The organism is Sphingomonas sp. CCH5-D11, from assembly GCF_001557395.1.
Taxonomy (GTDB): Bacteria; Pseudomonadota; Alphaproteobacteria; order Sphingomonadales; family Sphingomonadaceae; genus Sphingomonas.
Genome location: NZ_LSKH01000038.1, coordinates 1 through 17,238, shown reverse-complemented (window position 1 = coordinate 17,238; position 17,238 = coordinate 1). Strand labels below are relative to the sequence as shown.

18 protein-coding genes are annotated in these 17,238 nt (G+C 67.0%); 9 read left to right on the top strand and 9 right to left on the bottom strand.

The features are described from left to right. Positions 1-36 precede the first annotated feature (36 nt). The 4 genes from AX702_RS02475 (at position 37) to AX702_RS02460 (ending at position 2,734) form a co-directional block, all read left to right on the top strand. Entirely contained in the window at positions 37-885 is an 849-nt protein-coding gene (locus AX702_RS02475) for a TorF family putative porin (protein WP_066775771.1), read from the top strand. Between the two features lie 129 nt (positions 886-1,014). After that, entirely contained in the window at positions 1,015-2,043 is a 1,029-nt protein-coding gene (locus tag AX702_RS02470) for a tetratricopeptide repeat protein (protein WP_082745936.1), read from the top strand. After that, entirely contained in the window at positions 1,959-2,525 is a 567-nt protein-coding gene (locus AX702_RS02465) for an LON peptidase substrate-binding domain-containing protein (RefSeq protein ID WP_066775769.1), read from the top strand. The genes AX702_RS02470 and AX702_RS02465 overlap by 85 nt, the downstream gene beginning before the upstream one ends. Then, positions 2,522-2,734: a Trm112 family protein gene (locus AX702_RS02460; protein ID WP_066775767.1), complete on the top strand. Its 213-nt coding sequence runs from the start codon at positions 2,522-2,524 to the stop codon at positions 2,732-2,734. The genes AX702_RS02465 and AX702_RS02460 overlap by 4 nt, the downstream gene beginning before the upstream one ends. A 382-nt stretch (positions 2,735-3,116) precedes the next feature. On the opposite strand, the gene pal is transcribed toward AX702_RS02460, so the two are convergent. The 7 genes from pal to AX702_RS02425 form a co-directional block, all read right to left on the bottom strand. Next, a complete protein-coding gene (pal, locus tag AX702_RS02455; RefSeq protein WP_066775766.1) occupies positions 3,117-3,632 on the bottom strand; it encodes a peptidoglycan-associated lipoprotein Pal in 516 nt (171 codons plus the stop codon). Positions 3,633-3,676: 44 nt separating this feature from the next. Next, the gene (gene tolB, locus AX702_RS02450) at positions 3,677-5,095 is read right to left on the bottom strand and encodes a Tol-Pal system beta propeller repeat protein TolB (protein WP_066775789.1); all 1,419 of its coding nucleotides are present in this window, start codon (positions 5,093-5,095) and stop codon (positions 3,677-3,679) included. Between the two features lie 149 nt (positions 5,096-5,244). After that, positions 5,245-6,291 (bottom strand): cell envelope biogenesis protein TolA, encoded by a 1,047-nt coding sequence (locus tag AX702_RS02445; protein ID WP_066775761.1) that lies wholly within the window; start codon positions 6,289-6,291, stop codon positions 5,245-5,247. Between the two features lie 5 nt (positions 6,292-6,296). Next, positions 6,297-6,722, bottom strand: a complete 426-nt coding sequence (tolR, locus tag AX702_RS02440) for a protein TolR (RefSeq protein WP_177179128.1) — start codon at positions 6,720-6,722, stop codon at positions 6,297-6,299. A 50-nt stretch (positions 6,723-6,772) separates the two neighbouring features. Next, a complete protein-coding gene (tolQ, locus tag AX702_RS02435) occupies positions 6,773-7,465 on the bottom strand; it encodes a protein TolQ (protein WP_066775756.1) in 693 nt (230 codons plus the stop codon). Then, positions 7,462-7,929 carry a tol-pal system-associated acyl-CoA thioesterase gene (gene ybgC, locus AX702_RS02430; RefSeq protein ID WP_066775754.1) on the bottom strand — a complete coding sequence of 156 codons (468 nt, stop codon included), beginning with the start codon at positions 7,927-7,929 and terminating at the stop codon, positions 7,462-7,464. The genes tolQ and ybgC overlap by 4 nt, the downstream gene beginning before the upstream one ends. 56 nt (positions 7,930-7,985) lie before the next feature. Next, positions 7,986-8,906, bottom strand: a complete 921-nt coding sequence (locus AX702_RS02425; protein ID WP_066775752.1) for a hypothetical protein — start codon at positions 8,904-8,906, stop codon at positions 7,986-7,988. 193 nt (positions 8,907-9,099) lie between these two features. Here AX702_RS02425 and glsA point away from each other — a divergent pair, with 193 nt between their 5' ends. Further along, the gene (glsA, locus tag AX702_RS02420; protein WP_066775750.1) at positions 9,100-10,056 is read left to right on the top strand and encodes a glutaminase A; all 957 of its coding nucleotides are present in this window, start codon (positions 9,100-9,102) and stop codon (positions 10,054-10,056) included. Positions 10,057-10,105: 49 nt separating this feature from the next. Here glsA and AX702_RS02415 read toward each other — a convergent pair whose 3' ends face one another. Continuing rightward, positions 10,106-11,092, bottom strand: a complete 987-nt coding sequence (locus tag AX702_RS02415) for an NAD(P)H-dependent flavin oxidoreductase (RefSeq protein ID WP_066775749.1) — start codon at positions 11,090-11,092, stop codon at positions 10,106-10,108. 119 nt (positions 11,093-11,211) lie between these two features. Here AX702_RS02415 and AX702_RS02410 point away from each other — a divergent pair, with 119 nt between their 5' ends. Next, the gene (locus tag AX702_RS02410; protein WP_066775788.1) at positions 11,212-11,628 is read left to right on the top strand and encodes a secondary thiamine-phosphate synthase enzyme YjbQ; all 417 of its coding nucleotides are present in this window, start codon (positions 11,212-11,214) and stop codon (positions 11,626-11,628) included. Between the two features lie 5 nt (positions 11,629-11,633). After that, positions 11,634-13,115, top strand: coding sequence for an ABC1 kinase family protein (locus tag AX702_RS02405; RefSeq protein ID WP_066775787.1), 1,482 nt, complete (start codon positions 11,634-11,636; stop codon positions 13,113-13,115). A 4-nt stretch (positions 13,116-13,119) separates the two neighbouring features. Here the strand turns inward: AX702_RS02405 and AX702_RS02400 are convergent, their stop codons facing one another. Continuing rightward, a complete protein-coding gene (locus AX702_RS02400) occupies positions 13,120-14,406 on the bottom strand; it encodes an aspartate kinase (RefSeq protein WP_066775747.1) in 1,287 nt (428 codons plus the stop codon). Positions 14,407-14,460: 54 nt separating this feature from the next. On the opposite strand from AX702_RS02400, the gene ubiG reads away from it, so the two are divergent. Together ubiG and AX702_RS02390 are read left to right on the top strand one after the other, a co-directional pair. Beyond that, the gene (gene ubiG, locus AX702_RS02395) at positions 14,461-15,222 is read left to right on the top strand and encodes a bifunctional 2-polyprenyl-6-hydroxyphenol methylase/3-demethylubiquinol 3-O-methyltransferase UbiG (protein ID WP_066775746.1); all 762 of its coding nucleotides are present in this window, start codon (positions 14,461-14,463) and stop codon (positions 15,220-15,222) included. A 154-nt stretch (positions 15,223-15,376) separates the two neighbouring features. Beyond that, positions 15,377-17,238: S9 family peptidase (locus tag AX702_RS02390; protein WP_066775745.1), on the top strand; the 1,862-nt coding region annotated here is incomplete at its 3' end.

The window sequence follows — 17,238 nt, the reverse complement described above, 5'->3', positions numbered from 1 at the left end:
CGGAAGCAGGAGGAGCCTCTGCCAACAGGAGGTTCCATGACGTTACTGAAATATGTTCCCGCCCTCGCCCTGGCGATGCTGGCGCTTCCCGCCGCCGCACAGGACGAAGAGCCACCCAAGGCCGTAACGGTGAGCGGCAGTGTCGGACTGGTATCCGACTATCGCTTCCGCGGCGTCTCCCAAACTGACGAGAACCTTGCCGTGCAGGGCGGCCTCACCATCGCGCATGAAAGCGGCGTGTATATCGGCACCTGGGGGTCGAACCTGGCCGGCTGGGGCACGTTCGGCGGTGCCAACATGGAGCTCGATTTGATCGCTGGCTACAAGGCCACGTTCAACGATGTGTCCGTCGACGTTGGCGCCACTTGGTACATGTATCCGGGCGGTTTCGACAACACCGACTTCATCGAGCCTTACGTCAAGGTTTCCAGCACGCTCGGCCCGGCTGCGCTGACGGTGGGTCTCGCCTATGCGCCGAAGCAGGAGGCGCTCGGTGCTTGGTATCTGAACGGCGCATCGGCGGCGGAAGGCATCTATGACGATCCGGGCGACAAGAACGACAATATCTACGTTTGGGTCGACGGCGCAGCTGCCGTGCCGAACACGCCCGTCACGCTGAAGGGCCATATTGGCTTCTCCAACGGCAATGAGGGACTGGGGCCGTTTGCGACCAGCGTGTCGCCTACCGGCGAATATATCGACTGGCTGATCGGCGCAGACCTCGCCATCCCCAACACGCCGCTGACGCTGGGTGTCGCCTATGTCGACACCAATCTCAGCAGCCGGGACACGGCCTATATCCAGCCAAGCTTCAGCAAGGGCCAGGATGGCACGGGTTCGATCGCGGACAGCACGGTCCTCTTCTCGTTGACCGCTGCATTCTGATCCCGGCCTGCGCGCCGGCGCAGCCATTGTGTTGATGGACAGGACGGGCCGGGGGGTTTGCTTCCCCCGGCCCGTCACCACATAAGGGGGCGAACGACTAATCGGGAGCAGCCCTTGGCTACGTTGGGAATGAGTGCCGCGGAAAAGGAAGCCGTTCAGGCGTTCCGCCGCGACGTGGTCGAACCGTCGATGACGAAGCTGGTCATCATCGATTTCTGGGCCGAATGGTGTGGCCCGTGCAAGGCGCTCGCCCCAGTGCTCGAAAAGGTCGCGGCCGCTTACGCCGACAAGGGCGTCGTGCTCGCCAAGGTCGATACGGACAAGAACCAGTTCATCGCGTCGCAATTCCAGGTCCGCTCGATCCCCACCGTTTATGCGATGTTCCAGGGCCAGCTGGTTGCCGACCTGACCAACGCCCGTACCGAATCCCAGCTGCGCGCCACGCTTGATCAATTGCTGCGCCAGTTGCCGATTGAAGGCGATGCACAGGCGCAGGAGGCAGAGCTCGAGCCGCTGATCGCGATGGGCGAACAGGTGCTCGGCGAAGGTGACCTGGAGCGCGCGCTGTCGATCTTCGACCAGCTGTTCGAAATGGCGCCTGATCATCCAGCGGTACTGTCCGGCCGGATCCGGGCGCTGGTGGCAGCCGGCGCCCATGAGGAAGCGGAAGCTGCCCTTCAGGATCTGCCCGAGGATGTCGCTGGCCGCCCCGATCTCGAACGAGCCCGTTCTGCGCTGGCGCTCGCCCGATCCGCGCCGCAGGTGAACGATCTCGCGCCGCTGGAGGCCGCCGTGGCGGCAAACCCTGGCGATCTTCAGGCGCGCTTCGATCTGGCCAATGCGCAGATGGCGGCTGGCGACCGGGATGCGGCGGCCGATGGCTTCCTCGCGATCACCGCGCAGGATCGCGATTGGAACGAGGGCGCTGCCCGCCAGCAGTTGCTGAAGCTCTTTGAAGTGGTCGGGCTGGAGGATCCCTGGGTGTCGGCCCAGCGTCGTCGCCTGTCCGCCATTCTGTTCGGACGACGCGCCTATCCATCTTTCCCCTGCCCGGCGCCCTGCTCTTCCCGGGCATGCACCTCCCGCTGCACATCTTCGAGCCCCGCTACCGCGCCATGGTTTCGGACGCGATGGCGCGCGACCGGCGCATTGGCATGATCCAACCGCGCATCATGGAGGCAGGGGCCGGCGACCGGCCGGCACTCTACGACATCGGCTGCGTGGGTCGCATCGCCGAAATCGAGATGCTGGATGATGGCCGGTCCAATCTGGTGCTGGAGGGTCTGTCGCTTTTCCGGGTGCTGCGCGAGCTGGATGTAAGCACGCTGTTCCGCCAGGTGGAGGCGGAGCTTGTACCCGCCGGCGAACCCGAAACCCTCTCGCTCGGCGCGCGCGCATCGCTCGAAATGGAGGCGCGCCGCTTCGCCGAGAACCAAGGTTATGCGGTGGATTGGGAGGCCGTGTCCCGACTGGACGACCAGAGCCTCGTGAACGGGATCGCGCAGATCGCGCCTTTCGACGTTGCGGCCAAACAGGCCCTGCTAGAGGCCGAAGGGATCACGATAAGGGCCGATCTGATCGTGCAATTGATGCAGTTCTTCGGCCGCCATGACGGCGACGATCGCGTCACGCTGCAATGACGATCGATCCTTGGTTGCTTGAGCGGCTTGTCTGTCCCGTCACGCGGACGCCGCTCGCCTTCGACAGCACGGCGAACGAATTGGTATCGACCGCAGCGGGCCTCGCCTACCCGATCCGAGATGGCGTTCCGGTGCTGCTGATCGAGGAAGCGCGCCCGCTTGCCGGCAGCACGGCGAAAGACGCAATATCCCCCGTTGAGCCGGACTGAGGCGCCGCCCCCCCGGCAGCTTCGTCGCGCAAGGATACGTGCTTGTCGCACTGGCGGCGTTCCGGTCGCTACGCCGCTGACGACCGGGCCCGACCCTGGCATCTGCGCTCGGGAAAGGAGACGAACAATGCATCGTCCGAGCTTTTTCCCGGCGCTGTTTGCCGGCTTCCTGCTCACCATCTGGGCTTTGGCACCGTCCGTGGGCGCCGCCTGACGCTTGCAGCGGCGCGTCTCGCTCCCGCATCGCCGCCGCTGCTCGTGCGGGCGTTCGCGAAACGGCGCGGACGCCCGCTTCTTTTCGTCGCTGGTCGTTGACCGAGGGTGTGCTTACCTAATCTGCTAGAGCCGTGCCGACCAATGCCCAGCACGGCTCCAGGCAGGATCAGTTCAGGACCACCGTCACAGCGCGGCGATTGCGTGCCCAGCTTTCTTCGTCCGATCCAAGCGCCAGCGGGCGTTCCTTGCCGTAGCTGATCGTGGTGATGCGGCTGGGCGAGATTCCGCGCGCCACCAGATAGTTCTTCGCAGCGTTGGCGCGGCGATCGCCGAGCGCCAGATTATACTCTCGCGTGCCGCGCTCGTCGGCATGGCCCTCGATCGTCACGCGCACGTTCGGATAGCGCTGCAGCCACACAACCTGGCTGTCGAGGATGCCGCGCGCGGTGCCATCGATATCATATTGGTCGAGACCGAAATTCACCGTGTCGCTCGTCACCGAACGCTTGAAGTCCTCGGACGAGCCCGGAACGACGGCCCCCTCTGTCGGACCGGTCGGACCGGTCGTCTCGGCAGGCGCCTCACCCGGCGCGGGCGGCAGAACCTCGGGCCGCTTCTTCGAGCAGGCGGCCGTGGTGACCAGCGCAGTCGCGAGCAGGATGGTGGTGGTCAGTCTCGCCATTCTTTTTCTCCCATATTCCGTCCCCGTTTGCCCCGATATCAAATTCACGGCCGGATCGGACCCCATGAAGGATCCGAACCGTCCAGCGGCGTCGGCACGCGGCGCTCGTTTACGCCGGTCAGATCGACCGACCAGAGATCCGCCTTGCCGCTACGCCCCTGCGCCGAGCGATAGAACATCAGCACCCGGCCGTTCGGCGCCCACGACGGACCCTCATCATGCCAGCTGTTGGTCAGGATCTTCTCGCCCGATCCGTTCGGGCTCATGATGCCGATGCGAAACCCGCCTGACATGCGCGTGAACGCGATCATGTCGCCACGCGGGCTCCACGCCGGCGTACCATAGCGACCGCCACCGAAGCTGATGCGTTGCTGGTTCGATCCGTCAGCATTCATCACGTAAAGCTGCTGCCCGCCGGAACGATCGCTCTCGAACACGATCCGGCTTCCATCGGGCGAATAGCTGCCGCCGGTGTCGATCCCGGGCGAGTTCGTCAGCTTCTGCGGCGTGCCGCCCCCCGCCGCGACGCGATAGAGATCGGTGTTGCCACCCGACGCCATGGAGAAGAGGATCCAGCGACCATCCGGCGAGAAGCGCGGGGCGAAGGTGGTGGCGACATTTTGCACCACCAGCCGCTGCCGCCCGGAGCCGATTTCATAGACGTAGATCGCCGGCACACGACCGACATAGCTCATGTACACGATCGATTGCTGGTTCGGCGAAAAGCGCGGGGTCAGCACGATCGACTGGCCATTGGTCAGAAATCGGTGGTTGGCGCCGTCCTGATCCATGATCGACAGGCGCTTGATGCGCTTGCCCTTGGGACCCGTTTCGGAAACATAGACGACGCGGCTGTCGAAATACGGTCCCTCGCCGGTCAGCCGGGTGTAGACCATGTCGGCGCATTTGTGCGCGGCGCGGCGCCAGTCCGATGGCGGCACCACGAAGCCCTGGCGCATCAGTTCGGTCTGCGCGGACACGTCGAAAAGGTAGCAGCCAACCGTCAGCGTGCCGTCGCCATTGGCACGAATATAGCCTTGTACCAGCGCCTGCGATCCGGTGCCGCCCCAGTAATCGAAGGCGGGCGCCGTCACCTCAGGGAATGATACGGTGCGCAACTGTGCCGGGGACAAGGGATTGAACAGGCCGGAATTGCGCAGATCGTTCGTCACGATTTCGGCCAGCTGACGGCCGAGCGCATCCGTCGATCCCGCCGGTGTCTGCGCGATCGCGGCTGCCGGCATCGCCGGAATGGCGATCGGCATCGGCGCGGAAATGCCACCGGTCACGTCGACTTCCAGCGGCCCGCCGGCGGTCTGCGCCGGCGCCTCTACGGGCTCGGGCTGGCCCGGCGCCTGACTCTGGGCAGCTGTCCCGGGCACCACTAGCGGCGTTGGCGGCACGTCCTGCGCGATCACCGGCATCGCGAGCATGAGCGGGGCCAACAGGGCAAAGCGTTTCATCGTCTTCCTCTCACTCGGACGTTGGGCCCGGCTCCCGGATCGGAGCGCATCCTGCCCCATCCACGGGCCTAGATGAACGGCGCATGTAGCGGCCGCGATCCGACCAGCAAGATGCCGGCTACGCACCGCGAAAGCGCCTCAGCCAATCGTCACCGCAGCTTCCATTTGAAGTTGATGTTGTTCCAACCGCCGTTGGGCGTGTCATAATATTCCGGCGGCAGCTTCAACGGCGAACAACCCTTGAACGCCGCAATGCCCAGATCTTTGACGCGCTGGGCATAGCGTTCGTTCTGGGCGGTGACTCCGGTCTGGCGGACCATGGTGGGCGTGGCGGCCAGCGTGCCATTCTCGTTCAGGCGCAGGTTCAGCGTCGTTACGATTTCATTGGCGCCCGGACCTGGGTCGACCTGCCGATCGGCGCAGGGCTGGATCTGCCGCGCGATCGCCTGGACGATCGATGCAAGAGCGGTGGCATCGATCTTCGCCGCGCGCGGCGTCTGGCTGCGGCTCTTTGATGGCTCGCTGGTTAGGCCCTTGAGGAAGTCATCTCCGAGACGACCGCCGCGCGGCCGCGCGCTCTTCGATTCGCTGTCCGATCCCGATCCGCGCGCCTTTGCTGCCGCCGCTGCCTTCGCCTTTGCATCGGCAGCCGCTTTGGTTTTGGCGTCGGCTGCGGCCTTGGCCTTCGCCTCGGCAGCCGCTTTGGCCTTGGCGGCCGCAGCTGCCTTCTTTTCCGCTGCTTCCTTCGCGGCGGCGGCTTTCTGGGCCGCGGCGCGCTCGGCGGCCGGATTGGGCCGGGGCTTGGGCTTCTCGGCAGGTTTCGGTGCTGGCGCCGGCTTGGGCGGCGCAGGCTTCGGCTTTGGCGCGGGCTTCGGCGCAGGCTCGGGCGGCGCTGGTTTGGGCTGCGGTTGCGGCGGTGCGGGTGCCGGCTCCGGCGCAGGTGCTGGTTCCGAGGGAGCGGGCGGCGCGGCATCGTCCGGTTCGCCAGTCTCGGGCGCGATCGACTGCGCCGGCTCCTCTACCGCTTGCGGTGCGGTCGCCTCCAGCCCGACGTCTTTCACCAGGCTGACGTCGATCGGCTGCTGCTTCAGCTTTTCCGGATTGGGGGTCGATAGAAAGCCGACCGACAGCAGGCCGAACAGGATCAGATGCCCTGCGCCTGCTACTCCAAGCCCGACCTTTTCCGACCGCTCCATTCGGGTCACTCGTCCCCGATCGTCACCAGAGCGACGCGATTCAGCCCGGCGCGGTTGAGTTCACCCATCACGCGCATCACACGCCCGTAATCCAGCGCGCGGTCGGCACGCAGATACACTTGCGGCGGATCGCCTTCGCCCGACTGCGCCGCGATTGCATCGAGCCGTTCGGCCAGCGCGTCTTCGGACACCTCATCCTTGGCGATGAAGATCCGGCCGTCGGCGTCCAGCGATATCTCGGTCGGCTGCTTGTCCTGATCCAGCGGCTTGGCGCGGCTGTCTGGCAGATTTACGGGCACGCCGGCCGTCAGCAGCGGCGCGGTGACCATGAAGATGATCAGCAGCACCAGCATGACGTCGACAAGCGGCGTCACGTTGATGTCTGCCATCGGTGCACGGCGGCCGCCCGATCGCTGCGAAGGAAGCTGCATCGCCACCTCTCAGCGCTCCCGAGCCGGCGCAAGATGGCCCATGACGCCCCTCACCGCTCGCGGTCCAGCTGACGCGAGAGCGTCGCGTGGAAACCATCGGCGAAGCGATTGAGCCGCGCCTCGATACGATTGATAGCGTGGCTGAAGCGATTGTACGCGATCACGGCCGGGATCGCCGCGAACAGGCCGATTGCCGTTGCGAAAAGCGCCTCCGCGATGCCGGGCGCCACCACGGCCAGGCTGGTATTCTGCTGGCTGGCAATGCTGGTGAAGCTGCGCATGATGCCCCACACCGTGCCGAACAGGCCGACAAACGGCGCCACCGATCCGACGGTCGCCAGCACGTTCAGCCGGTCCGACAGCTTGTCGATTTCGCTGGCAACGGCCGCGCCCATCGTCGTCGCCAACCGCTCACGCGTGCCGCCGCGATCGATCACCGCACCCTGCGTGGAGCGGCGCCATTCGGCAACGCCCGCCGCAAAAACGCGCGCGCTCGGCAGATCCTCGTCCGCCCGCGTCTTGTAGAAGGCATCGATGTCGTCCGCCTTCCAGAAATCGCGCTCAAACGTCTCGGTGGCGCGCCGCGTGCGACCCAGCTTGCGCCAGAACATGAAGATGATCGCCCAGGTCCAGATGCTTGCGGCGAGCAGGCCGAACATCACCAGCTTCACCACCCAATCGGCCTGCAGGAACAGGGCAATAGGTGAGAGCGTGGCAGCGTCGGTATTGAAGAACGGGTTCAAGGCCTCTTTTCCCCCTTGTCGACAAGCGCGGCAAAACGGTCGATCCAGTCTCGCGGTTGCCGGCGCGGCCGCCCCGACGGCGCCACCAGCGCCGCCACGACATCCGCCTCCGCCAGCACAAGCGCGTCGCGCATGACTCTTTGATGAATGGAAACGCTGGCCGCGCGAACCGCCGTCACCCGGGTGGACACGACCAGTGCATCGTCCAGCCGCGCCGGCGCGACGTAGCGGATGGCGAGGCTCGCCACCGCATAGGCCCCCAGCCCCGCGTCATGCGCCGCGCGCTGATCCACGCCCGCCAGGCGGAGCATGTCTGACCGCGCGCGTTCCATGAAGCGGAGGTAATTGGCGTGATAGACCACGCCCGACAGGTCCGTGTCCTCGAAATAGACGCGCACCGGCAGGCGATGTTCCACGCCGGCAAAGCGCCCTTCCAGCGGCTGGTCGGCTTGGCCGGTTTCCATTTCGCCGTTGTTAACCGAACGTTGCGGGCTCGGGTAGCCCCATGGAGCCGATCCGGTCAGTCCTTGAAGACGGCGGTATCGACCTCGATCCAAGGCACCCGCTGCGCAACGGCCGGGGCATCCTCCGCCGCAGCCGGTGACGCCGCACGCGTCGCCACGGCCGCACGGGGCGTACCAGCGGCGGGCGACAAGGCAGCGCCGGCGGGCTGTTTCGGCCTGCCTCCGGCCGCTTTCATTACCGCGGCGGCCGCGATCGCCGGGCCGGCGGCCCCGGTGCGTTCGGCAAGCGTCGTGGCGCCGGATGCAGGCGATGACACCCGCGGGTCAACCACCGCAGCAGGAGCCACGGCAGCGACGCGCGTTGCCACGGGAGCCGCGGCAATCGGCGCAGCGCCAACCACAGGCGCTGTCACCGGCGCGGCGACTGCGATCATCGGCCGGGGCGCCAGCATCTCCGCAAACGGCGCATCAAGAGTCGGCAGGACGGCGGCGGCGAACATCTGCAACTCGCCGGGGCCAAGCCGTTCGGTTTCCGCCAGCGTCGCGGCGGCGGCGGTGCAAAAGGCATCGCGCGCCTGCGCCTGGGAGAAGAAGTTGTAGAGCTTCGTCATGGCATCGTCGTACCGGTCCTGCCAGTCCCCGCCGCCGGCGCGATACTGGTCGGACAGCTGCGTCTCGGCGCTGGCCAGCATGGTCTTGTGATTGGCCAGCATCGCATTGTAGCGCTGCACGATCACCGCCTCCTGCGCGCCGCGACAGGCGAGGGCGGCGACGTTCAGCGCCACCCGCATGTGCCACACGGTCGCCGCTGGCGAGAGCCCGCGATTGATCGGCGTGATCGGCGGCGTGACATGAACCGGCACCGGTGCCGGCTCGGGCGGCGGCATGACCATCGCCACTTCCTTCGGCCGGGAGGCGCAGGCTGCAACCGCAGCAATGGCTGCGATAGCGACGACGGCTTGCGTTACGCGTGACATGGCGGCTCCGTTATCCCCGGAATGCTGTGCCGGTGATTGGGTGAATGCAAGGTAAAGGGCGCCGGATCCCCTGCCCGTTCCCGTTTCCTTGCACGCCGTTGCACCAAGGACACGGCTCCGCACCCAGCCTTGCAGGGCACCGATCCCGCCGGTCGACGTTGTGCGACACGATCAGATCAATGGCGGAGCAGGCATGACGCGAACCCGGGCGGTGGACGAACTGAAAGCGATCGTGACGCAGATCGCCCGAGAGATCAGTGACGAGGCACAAGAGATCGAGCGCGCCGCCGACGCAAAGGAGGAGGGGCTGGCACCCGGCCCCTTCGGCATCGCCGTTGTGACAACAAGCGGCGATCTGGTGTCTGGCGGCGCAGCGCAGACGCCATTCCCGTTGCAGAGCATCGCCAAGGTTTTCGCCCTGGAGCTTGCGCTTTGCGCGGTGGGTGACGGCATCTTCGAACGTGTCGGGCGCGAGCCGTCCGGCGATCCGTTCAACTCGATCGTGGATCTGGAACGAACAAAGGGCATCCCGCGCAACCCGTTCGTCAACGCCGGCGCCCTGGCCGTGGTGGACATATTGGTCGAGGAACTGGGCGACGATCCACAGGCAAGCGCAGTGGTCGATTTCGCGCGCCACCATGGCGGGCTGGAAACGGTCGATCTCGACCCGGACGTCCTCGCCTCCGAGCAGGAAGGCGGCGATCTCAACCGTGCGATGATGAGCTTCATGCGCCATCACGGCAATCTCCACTCACCGCCGGACGAGGTGATGGAGGCCTATGTCAATCAATGCGCGATCACGCTGGACTGCGAGGGGCTGGCCCGGACCGGGCTGTTCCTGGCGCGCACGCGCCGCCAGCCGGAAGACGCGGAAGCGGATGCTGTCGCGCGCCGCATGCGCAAGCTGCTCGCGCTGATGATGACGTGCGGCCATTATGATGGATCGGGCGATTTTGCGCTGCGCGTCGGACTGCCGGCGAAGAGCGGCGTCGGCGGCGGCATTCTGGCGATCGTTCCCGAAACAGCCGCCGTCGCCGTCTGGTCACCCAACCTTGACCAGCATGGCAATTCGATGCTGGGCGTGCGCGCACTGGAGATGCTGGCGCACCGCACCGGCTGGTCCGTCTTCGGCCCGCCCATGATCGGGTGAACGGCCGTGCCCGCCTCCTGGACAAGCGGGCACGCCAGCGAAAAGCGGCTCAGGCCGCGCGCTGCTCCAGCGCCTGCGCCGCTTCCGCCATCAGCGCGGCGATGATGTCCGCGATCGGCTCTTCCCTGGTCACCATGCCGACCGACTGTCCGGCCATCACGCTGCCGTGCTCGACATCGCCGTCGATCACCGCGCGGCGCAGCGCGCCGGCCCAATAATGTTCGATCTGAAGCTGCGCCTCGGCCATCGCCACGGCGCCCTCGTCCAACGATTGCGCCACCTCGCGCTGCTTGGCGGTGAACAGCTCTCCGCCCGCATTCTTCAGCGCGCGAACGGGGATCACCGGCAGGCGCGGATCGATCTGCACGCTTGCCACCGCATCGCGGGCCGAGGCGCGGATGAACGCCTGCTTGAACCGGGGATGCGCAATCGATTCGGTCGCGCAGACAAAGCGCGTACCGAGCTGGACGCCGGCGGCGCCCATGTCGAGATAGCCCGCAATCGCTTCGCCGCGGCCAATCCCGCCGGCGATGAACACCGGGACATCGTTGGCGATCGCCGGCAGGATCTCCTGCGCCAGCACGCTCGTGGAAACCGGCCCGATGTGCCCGCCCGCTTCGGAGCCCTCGATCACCAGCGCGTCCGCGCCCGAGCGGATCAGCTTCTTCGCCAGCGCCAGCGTGGGGGCAAAGCAGATCACCTTGGCGCCGGAAGCCTTGATCGCCTCCAGCGAGCCCTTGGGCGGCAGCCCGCCGGCGAGGACGACATGACCGACCTCATGCTTTGCGCATACCTCGATTAGCGCCATCAGATCGGGGTGCATGGTGATCAGGTTCACGCCGAACGGCTTATCGGTCAGAGCACTGGTCGCGGCGATTTCGGCATCGAGCAGGTCGACCGTCATCGCGCCGCAGGCGATCACGCCAAAGCCGCCGGCATTGGACATGGCGGCGACGAGGTTGCGCTCGCTCACCCAGCTCATCGCGCCGGCCATGATGGCCACCTCGCTGCCAAGAAATGCAGCGCCGCGCGCCATGCGGCGCGATAGGCGGGCGGAACCGGCCTGAGGGGAACCGGCCTGAGGGGAACCTGGGCGCTCGATCGTGGTATCGTTCATCACCGCGCCGCTACACCGGTCGCGCGGCGGAGACAAACATGCGGCAGCACGCCACCGAATTGATCGTCACTTCGCCCGGCCAAGGCCTTCATGAATTCACCCGCGATGTCACCGGCTGGGTCACATCCACCGGCGTGGATCAGGGGCTGCTCACGCTGTTTATCCGTCACACCTCCGCCTCCTTGCTGATCCAGGAAAACGCCGCGCCAGCCGCACGTCGTGATCTAGAACGCTATCTTGCCCGCATCGCCCCCGAATCGCGCGACTATGAGCATGACGACGAGGGGCCGGACGACATGCCCGCGCACCTCCGCGCGGCGCTAACCGCCACCAGCCTGTCGATCCCCGTCGTGGGCGGCCGCCCGGTGCTCGGCACATGGCAGGGCATCTACCTTTTCGAACATCGCCGCGCGGCGCACCGCCGGCAGATCGCGCTTCACCTGATCGGCGAGTGATCGGGATGCTTGCCACGTTGAAGGTCGCCGCCCGCGATCGCGCTCGGCTGAGCGAAGTCGCCGCCGTCATGTCACGCTTTGGCCTCGACGTGCTGCTTGCGCGCCTGGGCCTCGGCAGCGCGCAGGATCAGCCCGAGCCGTTCGACCTGCCCGATCGCACCCGCCGCGCGCTGGAGGCGCTTGGCCCAACCTGGGTGAAGCTCGGCCAGATCATGGCGACACGCGCGGATATCCTGCCGCCTGACTGGATCGCGGCATTCGAACATTTGCAAAGCGCCGCACCCCGCCTGCCCTTCGACGATCTGCGCCCGGCAGTGGAGGCCGCGTTTGGCGAGCCACCGGAGACGGTCTTCGCCCATTTCGATCCCGAACCGCTGGCCGCCGCCTCAATGGCGCAGGTGCACCGCGCGACGCTTCACGATGGCACTGATGTCGTGGTCAAGATCCGCCGCCCTGGCATCCGCCCGCGTATGGAGGCGGACCTTCGCCTGCTGGGCGAGGTGGCTCGCGTCATGGAGCGATCCAATGCCGAGGCGCGCCGCTTCGGTGCGACCAAGCTCGTCCGCCAGCTCGGCAGCGCGATCCTGGGCGAGCTCGACTTCGCCAATGAAGGCCGCAACGCCGATCTGCTGCGGGAGGATTTCGTCCGCGATCCTCGCGTTGTCATTCCGCGCATCCATTGGGACTATACGTCCGAGGCGGTGATCGTGATGGATCACCTCGCCGGCATTCCGCCACGCAATGCGCAGGCGCTGCGCGATGCCGGGATCGATCCGGCGGTGATCGCCACATCGGGCGCCGACATCGTGCTACAGATGGCCCTGATAAACGGCCGTTTCCACGGCGATCCGCATCCCGGCAACCTCCTGTGTCTGCCGGGCGATCGCATCGGCATGATCGATTTCGGGCTGATCGGGCATGTCAGCCCGCGCCGCCGCGAGGAATTCATCGCCTTCGTCCAAGCGCTGGTGACGGACGACCCCGCACTGCTCGCCGAAACGCTGGCCCGCTGGGCGGAGCGCGAGGCGGAGATATCCCGCTTCCTGCCGATCGCGGAGGGGCTGGTGGTTCGCCACGGCCGTCGGCTGGTGCTCGCCGATCTCGTCGCGGACCTGTTCGGGACGCTGCGGGAGGAAAAGCTCGCCTTTCCGCCCGATCTGCTGCTGCTCTTCAAGGCGCTGATCACGCTCGACGGCGTGCTCGGCGCGATCGAGCCGGACTTCGATCTCGCGGCGGCGATGCGGCGCGCCAGTGGCCGGCTGGTGATGGAGCGGCTGTCACCCGAACGCTGGTCGCGCCGCGCCGCTGCCGTCGCCATGGAGGTGGACCGCCTCGGCGACGATCTCCCGCGCCTCATCCGCGCGCTCGCCCGCCGCGCGGAGGCGCCGCCCGCACCATCGCCGGCTCAGACGTTCGACAGCCGCCTCATTGCGGCAGCGCTGATCGTCGCCGCGCTGATCATCGCGGCGGCGGTTCTGCTGACCTAGCGGCTCAGGCCGCTTCGTCGGCGTCCAGGCCATAAGCGGTGTGCAGCACGCGCACGGCCAGCTCGGTTTCGTCCTCGTGAATCAGCACGCTGACCTTGATCTCGCTGGTCGAGATCGCCTGGATGTTGATCCCGCGCGCGCCCAGGGTCGAGAACATGGTGCTCGCCACGCCCGCATGGCTGCGCATGCCGACGCCAACGACGCTGATCTTCGCGACGCGCGTGTCGTGCACCAGTTCGGCGAAGCCGATCGCCTCGCGCGCCTGGTTCAGCGTCTCGATCGAGCGAGCCAGATCGGCGGACGGCACGGTAAAGGTCACGTCCGTGGACCCCGTCCCCCGCGCGCCATGGTCATGGGCGATATTCTGGATGATCATGTCGACGTTGATGTTCGCCGCGGCGAGCGGCTCGAAGATCGCCGACACCGAGCCCGGCTTGTCGGGCACCGCGGTCAGCGTGATCTTCGCCTCGTTCTTGTCGTGCGCGATGCCGGTGATCAGCTGGCGTTCCACGTCTTCAACCTCCTGTTCGCCCACGATCATCGTTCCGGGCAATGTATCCGCCATTGGCGCGTCCTCGCCGGTGAACGACGACAGCACCTGGACGCGGACATTCTCCTTCATCGCCAGGCCGACCGATCGCGTCTGCAGCACCTTGGCGCCGACGCTGGCGAGCTCCAGCATCTCCTCATACGTCACCTTGGCGAGCTTGCGCGCGCGCGGCACGATGCGCGGATCGGTGGTATATACGCCGTCCACATCGGTGTAGATGTCGCAGCGATCGGCCTTGATCGCCGCCGCCACCGCCACTGCCGACGTGTCGGAGCCACCGCGGCCAAGCGTGGTGACGCGGCCCCGTTCGCCCTCCTTGGCGTGCACGCCCTGGAAGCCGGGGATCACCGCCACTTCGCCCGCGCCCATGCTGGCGAGCAGCGCTGCGCTATCGATCGTCTCGATGCGCGCCTTGGCAAAGGCATCGGACGTGTTGACCGGCAGCTGCCAGCCCATCCACGAACGCGCCGGTACGCCGATCGCCTGAAGCGCGATCGCCAGCAGCCCGCTGGTGATCTGCTCCCCGGCGGAGACGACCACGTCATATTCCTTGGGATCGTAGAGCGCGCTCGCCTCGCGGCAGAAATTGACCAGCCGGTCGGTCTCGCCCGCCATGGCGGAGACGACCACCGCCACTTCATTGCCCGCCGCCGCCTCGCGTTTCACCCGCGCCGCGACCGAGCGAATGCGCTCGATCCCCGCCATCGAGGTGCCGCCGAATTTCATGACGATGCGGGCCACGGGACTACTTTCGGAGTGCTTGGGGAAAACAGGCGCGCCTGATAGGAGGCGGTCATGGCCGACGCAACTGTAACAACTGATACCGCTCCGTCCGGCAATCATGCCAGCGTGATCGCGCGCGAGGCGGCGCATTTCGGCGGCATGGCCAAGGATTGGTGGGACCCGCGCGGGTCCTCCGCGATGCTCCACCGGCTAAACCCCGTGCGGCTGCGCTATATCCGCGAGCAGGCCGACCGGCATTTCGATCTCGATCCGGACAGCTTCACCCCGCTTGGCCACAGAAGCGCGCTGGACGTCGGCTGCGGCGCCGGGCTGCTGGCGGAGCCGCTCAAGCGGCTGGGCGCGTCCGTCACCGCGATCGATGCCGCGGCGGAGAATATCGCGGTCGCCCGCGACCATGCCGCCGCGAGCGGGCTGGTAATCGACTATCGCGCGGGAGGGATCGAGGCGCTGGGCGGCGAGCAATTCGATCTCGTCACGTGCATGGAGGTGATCGAGCACGTCGCCGATCCCGCGGCGTTCGTTGCCGGGCTCGCGGGCGCGCTGGCCGAGGGCGGCCTGCTGATCATGTCCACGCCGAACCGCACGCCGGTGTCGCGCCTGGCGATGATCACGCTGGCGGAAGGCACTGGCCGCATCCCACGCGGTACGCACGACTGGGATCGCTTCATCACGCCCGAGGAGCTGACGGCGATGCTGGCCGATGCGGGCCTGGCAGTGCGCGACACACGCGGCATCAGCTATTCGCCCACTAGCGGCTTCAGCCTCTCCGATACCCTGACGCTGAACTATCTGGTGACGGCCACGCGCGCCTGATCCGCGTACGGCACGGCCGAGAAGCCAAAGGTCGCGAGGCGGCTGTCGCCAACCTCTCCGGCGCGAAGAGATTTGCTCGCGCTTCAGCCACCTGCCGCTTGCCAGCACCGGCTGATCGCGCTTCAAGATGCCATCCGTCCTTCGGAGTATCTTGATGCGCCTTCTCGCCTGTCTTCTCGCCTGCACCGCCATCGCCCTCCCCGCCGTCACCCTGCCAGCCGCCGCACAGCAGCAGCCGAATGCCGCCCCGGCGCAAGCGCCCAGCCGCACCTTCACCGGCAGCGACGTGTTCGGCCTGTCGATCGCCGCCGACCCGCAGATCAGCCCGGACGGGCGCACCATCGTCTATGTCCGCCGCACCGGCGACATCATGACCGATCGGATGCAATCCTCCTTGTGGCTCATCGACGTGGCGAGCGGCCGGCAGACGCCTTTCGCCACCAGCGGATCCAGCCCGCGCTGGTCGCCCGACGGCACCCGCATCGCCTATGTCGCAGGCGACGGCGATCGCTCGCAGCTGTTCGTCCGCTGGCTCGGCAATGGCGCCAGCGCGCGGGTGACGAGCCTGCCGGGCGATCCCAACAGCCTCTCCTGGTCACCCGATGGCACCCGCCTCGCCTATATCGCCACGGTCGCCGGCGAGCCGGCCAAGCTCGGCAAGGCACCCGCGAAGCCCGAGGGCGCGAAATGGGCCGAGCCGCTGGAGGTGATCGACCGGGTCACCTATCGCAACGACGGCCCCGGCTATCGCAAGCCCGGCTATGATCACCTGTTCGTCGTCGTGGCCGACGGCGGCGCGGCGCAGCAGCTAACCTTCGGCAATTTCGATGACGGCGGCCCGCTGTCCTGGAGCGACGACGGCCGCACGATCCTGTTCTCCGCCATCCGCGGCCCCGATGCCGAGCGGCAGGTGATGAATTCGGACGTGATCGCGGTGGACGCCAATTCAGGCGCGATGCGCACGCTGACCAGCCGTGACGGCCCCGACGCGGCGCCGCGCTTCTCCAGCGACGGCAGCAAGGTCGCGTGGATCGGCTTCGACGACAAGCGGCGCGCTTATACCAATGCCGAGCTTTACGTGGGCGACGCCAATGCCGCCGCGCCGCGTTCGCTCACCGCATCGCTCGACCGCTCAATCGAGGATGCGCAATGGGCCGGCGACGGCCGCTCGCTCTACGCCAGCTATGACGACAAGGGCCAGCGCAAGCTCGTCCGCATCGGCATGGACGGCCGGATGACGACCGTAGCGGACAATCTCGCCGGCGGCGGGCTTGATCGTCCGTACACCGGCGGCGATTTCTCAGTCTCGCGCGGCGGCACCATCGCCTATACCGGCGGCGACGCGTCGGCGCCCGCCGACGTCTGGGTCACCAGCGGCGGCAAGGCGCGCCGGCTGACCAACCTCAATCAGGTGCTCACCGCGTCCAAGGCGCTGGCCCCGGTGCGCAAGGTGGCCGTCACCGCACCCGACGGCCGGCCGGTCGACGCCTGGCTTGCCACGCCGCCGGGCTGGCAACCGGGCACGCGCGTGCCGCTGATCCTGGAGATCCACGGCGGCCCCCATTCGGCCTATGGCCCGACCTTCGCCACCGACGTGCAACTCTATGCCGCCGGCGGCTATGCGGTGTTGTGGACCAACCCGCGCGGCTCCACCTCCTATGGCGCGGAATTCGCCAACCTGATCGACAAGAACTATCCCAGCCAGGACTATGACGACCTGATGGCCGCCGTCGACGCCACGATCGCGGAAGGTGTGGCGGATCCGAACAACCTGTTCGTGACCGGCGGCTCAGGCGGCGGCGTGCTGACGTCGTGGATCGTCGGCAAGACGAACCGGTTCAAGGCGGCGGCGACGCAGAAGCCGGTGATCAACTGGATCAGCGAGGCGCTGACCATGGACAACACCCTGTTCACGTCGCGCTACTGGTTCTCCAAGCTGCCGTGGGAAGATCCCATGAGCTATTGGAATCGCTCGCCGCTGAGCCTTGTCGGCAACGTCAAGACGCCGACGTTGGT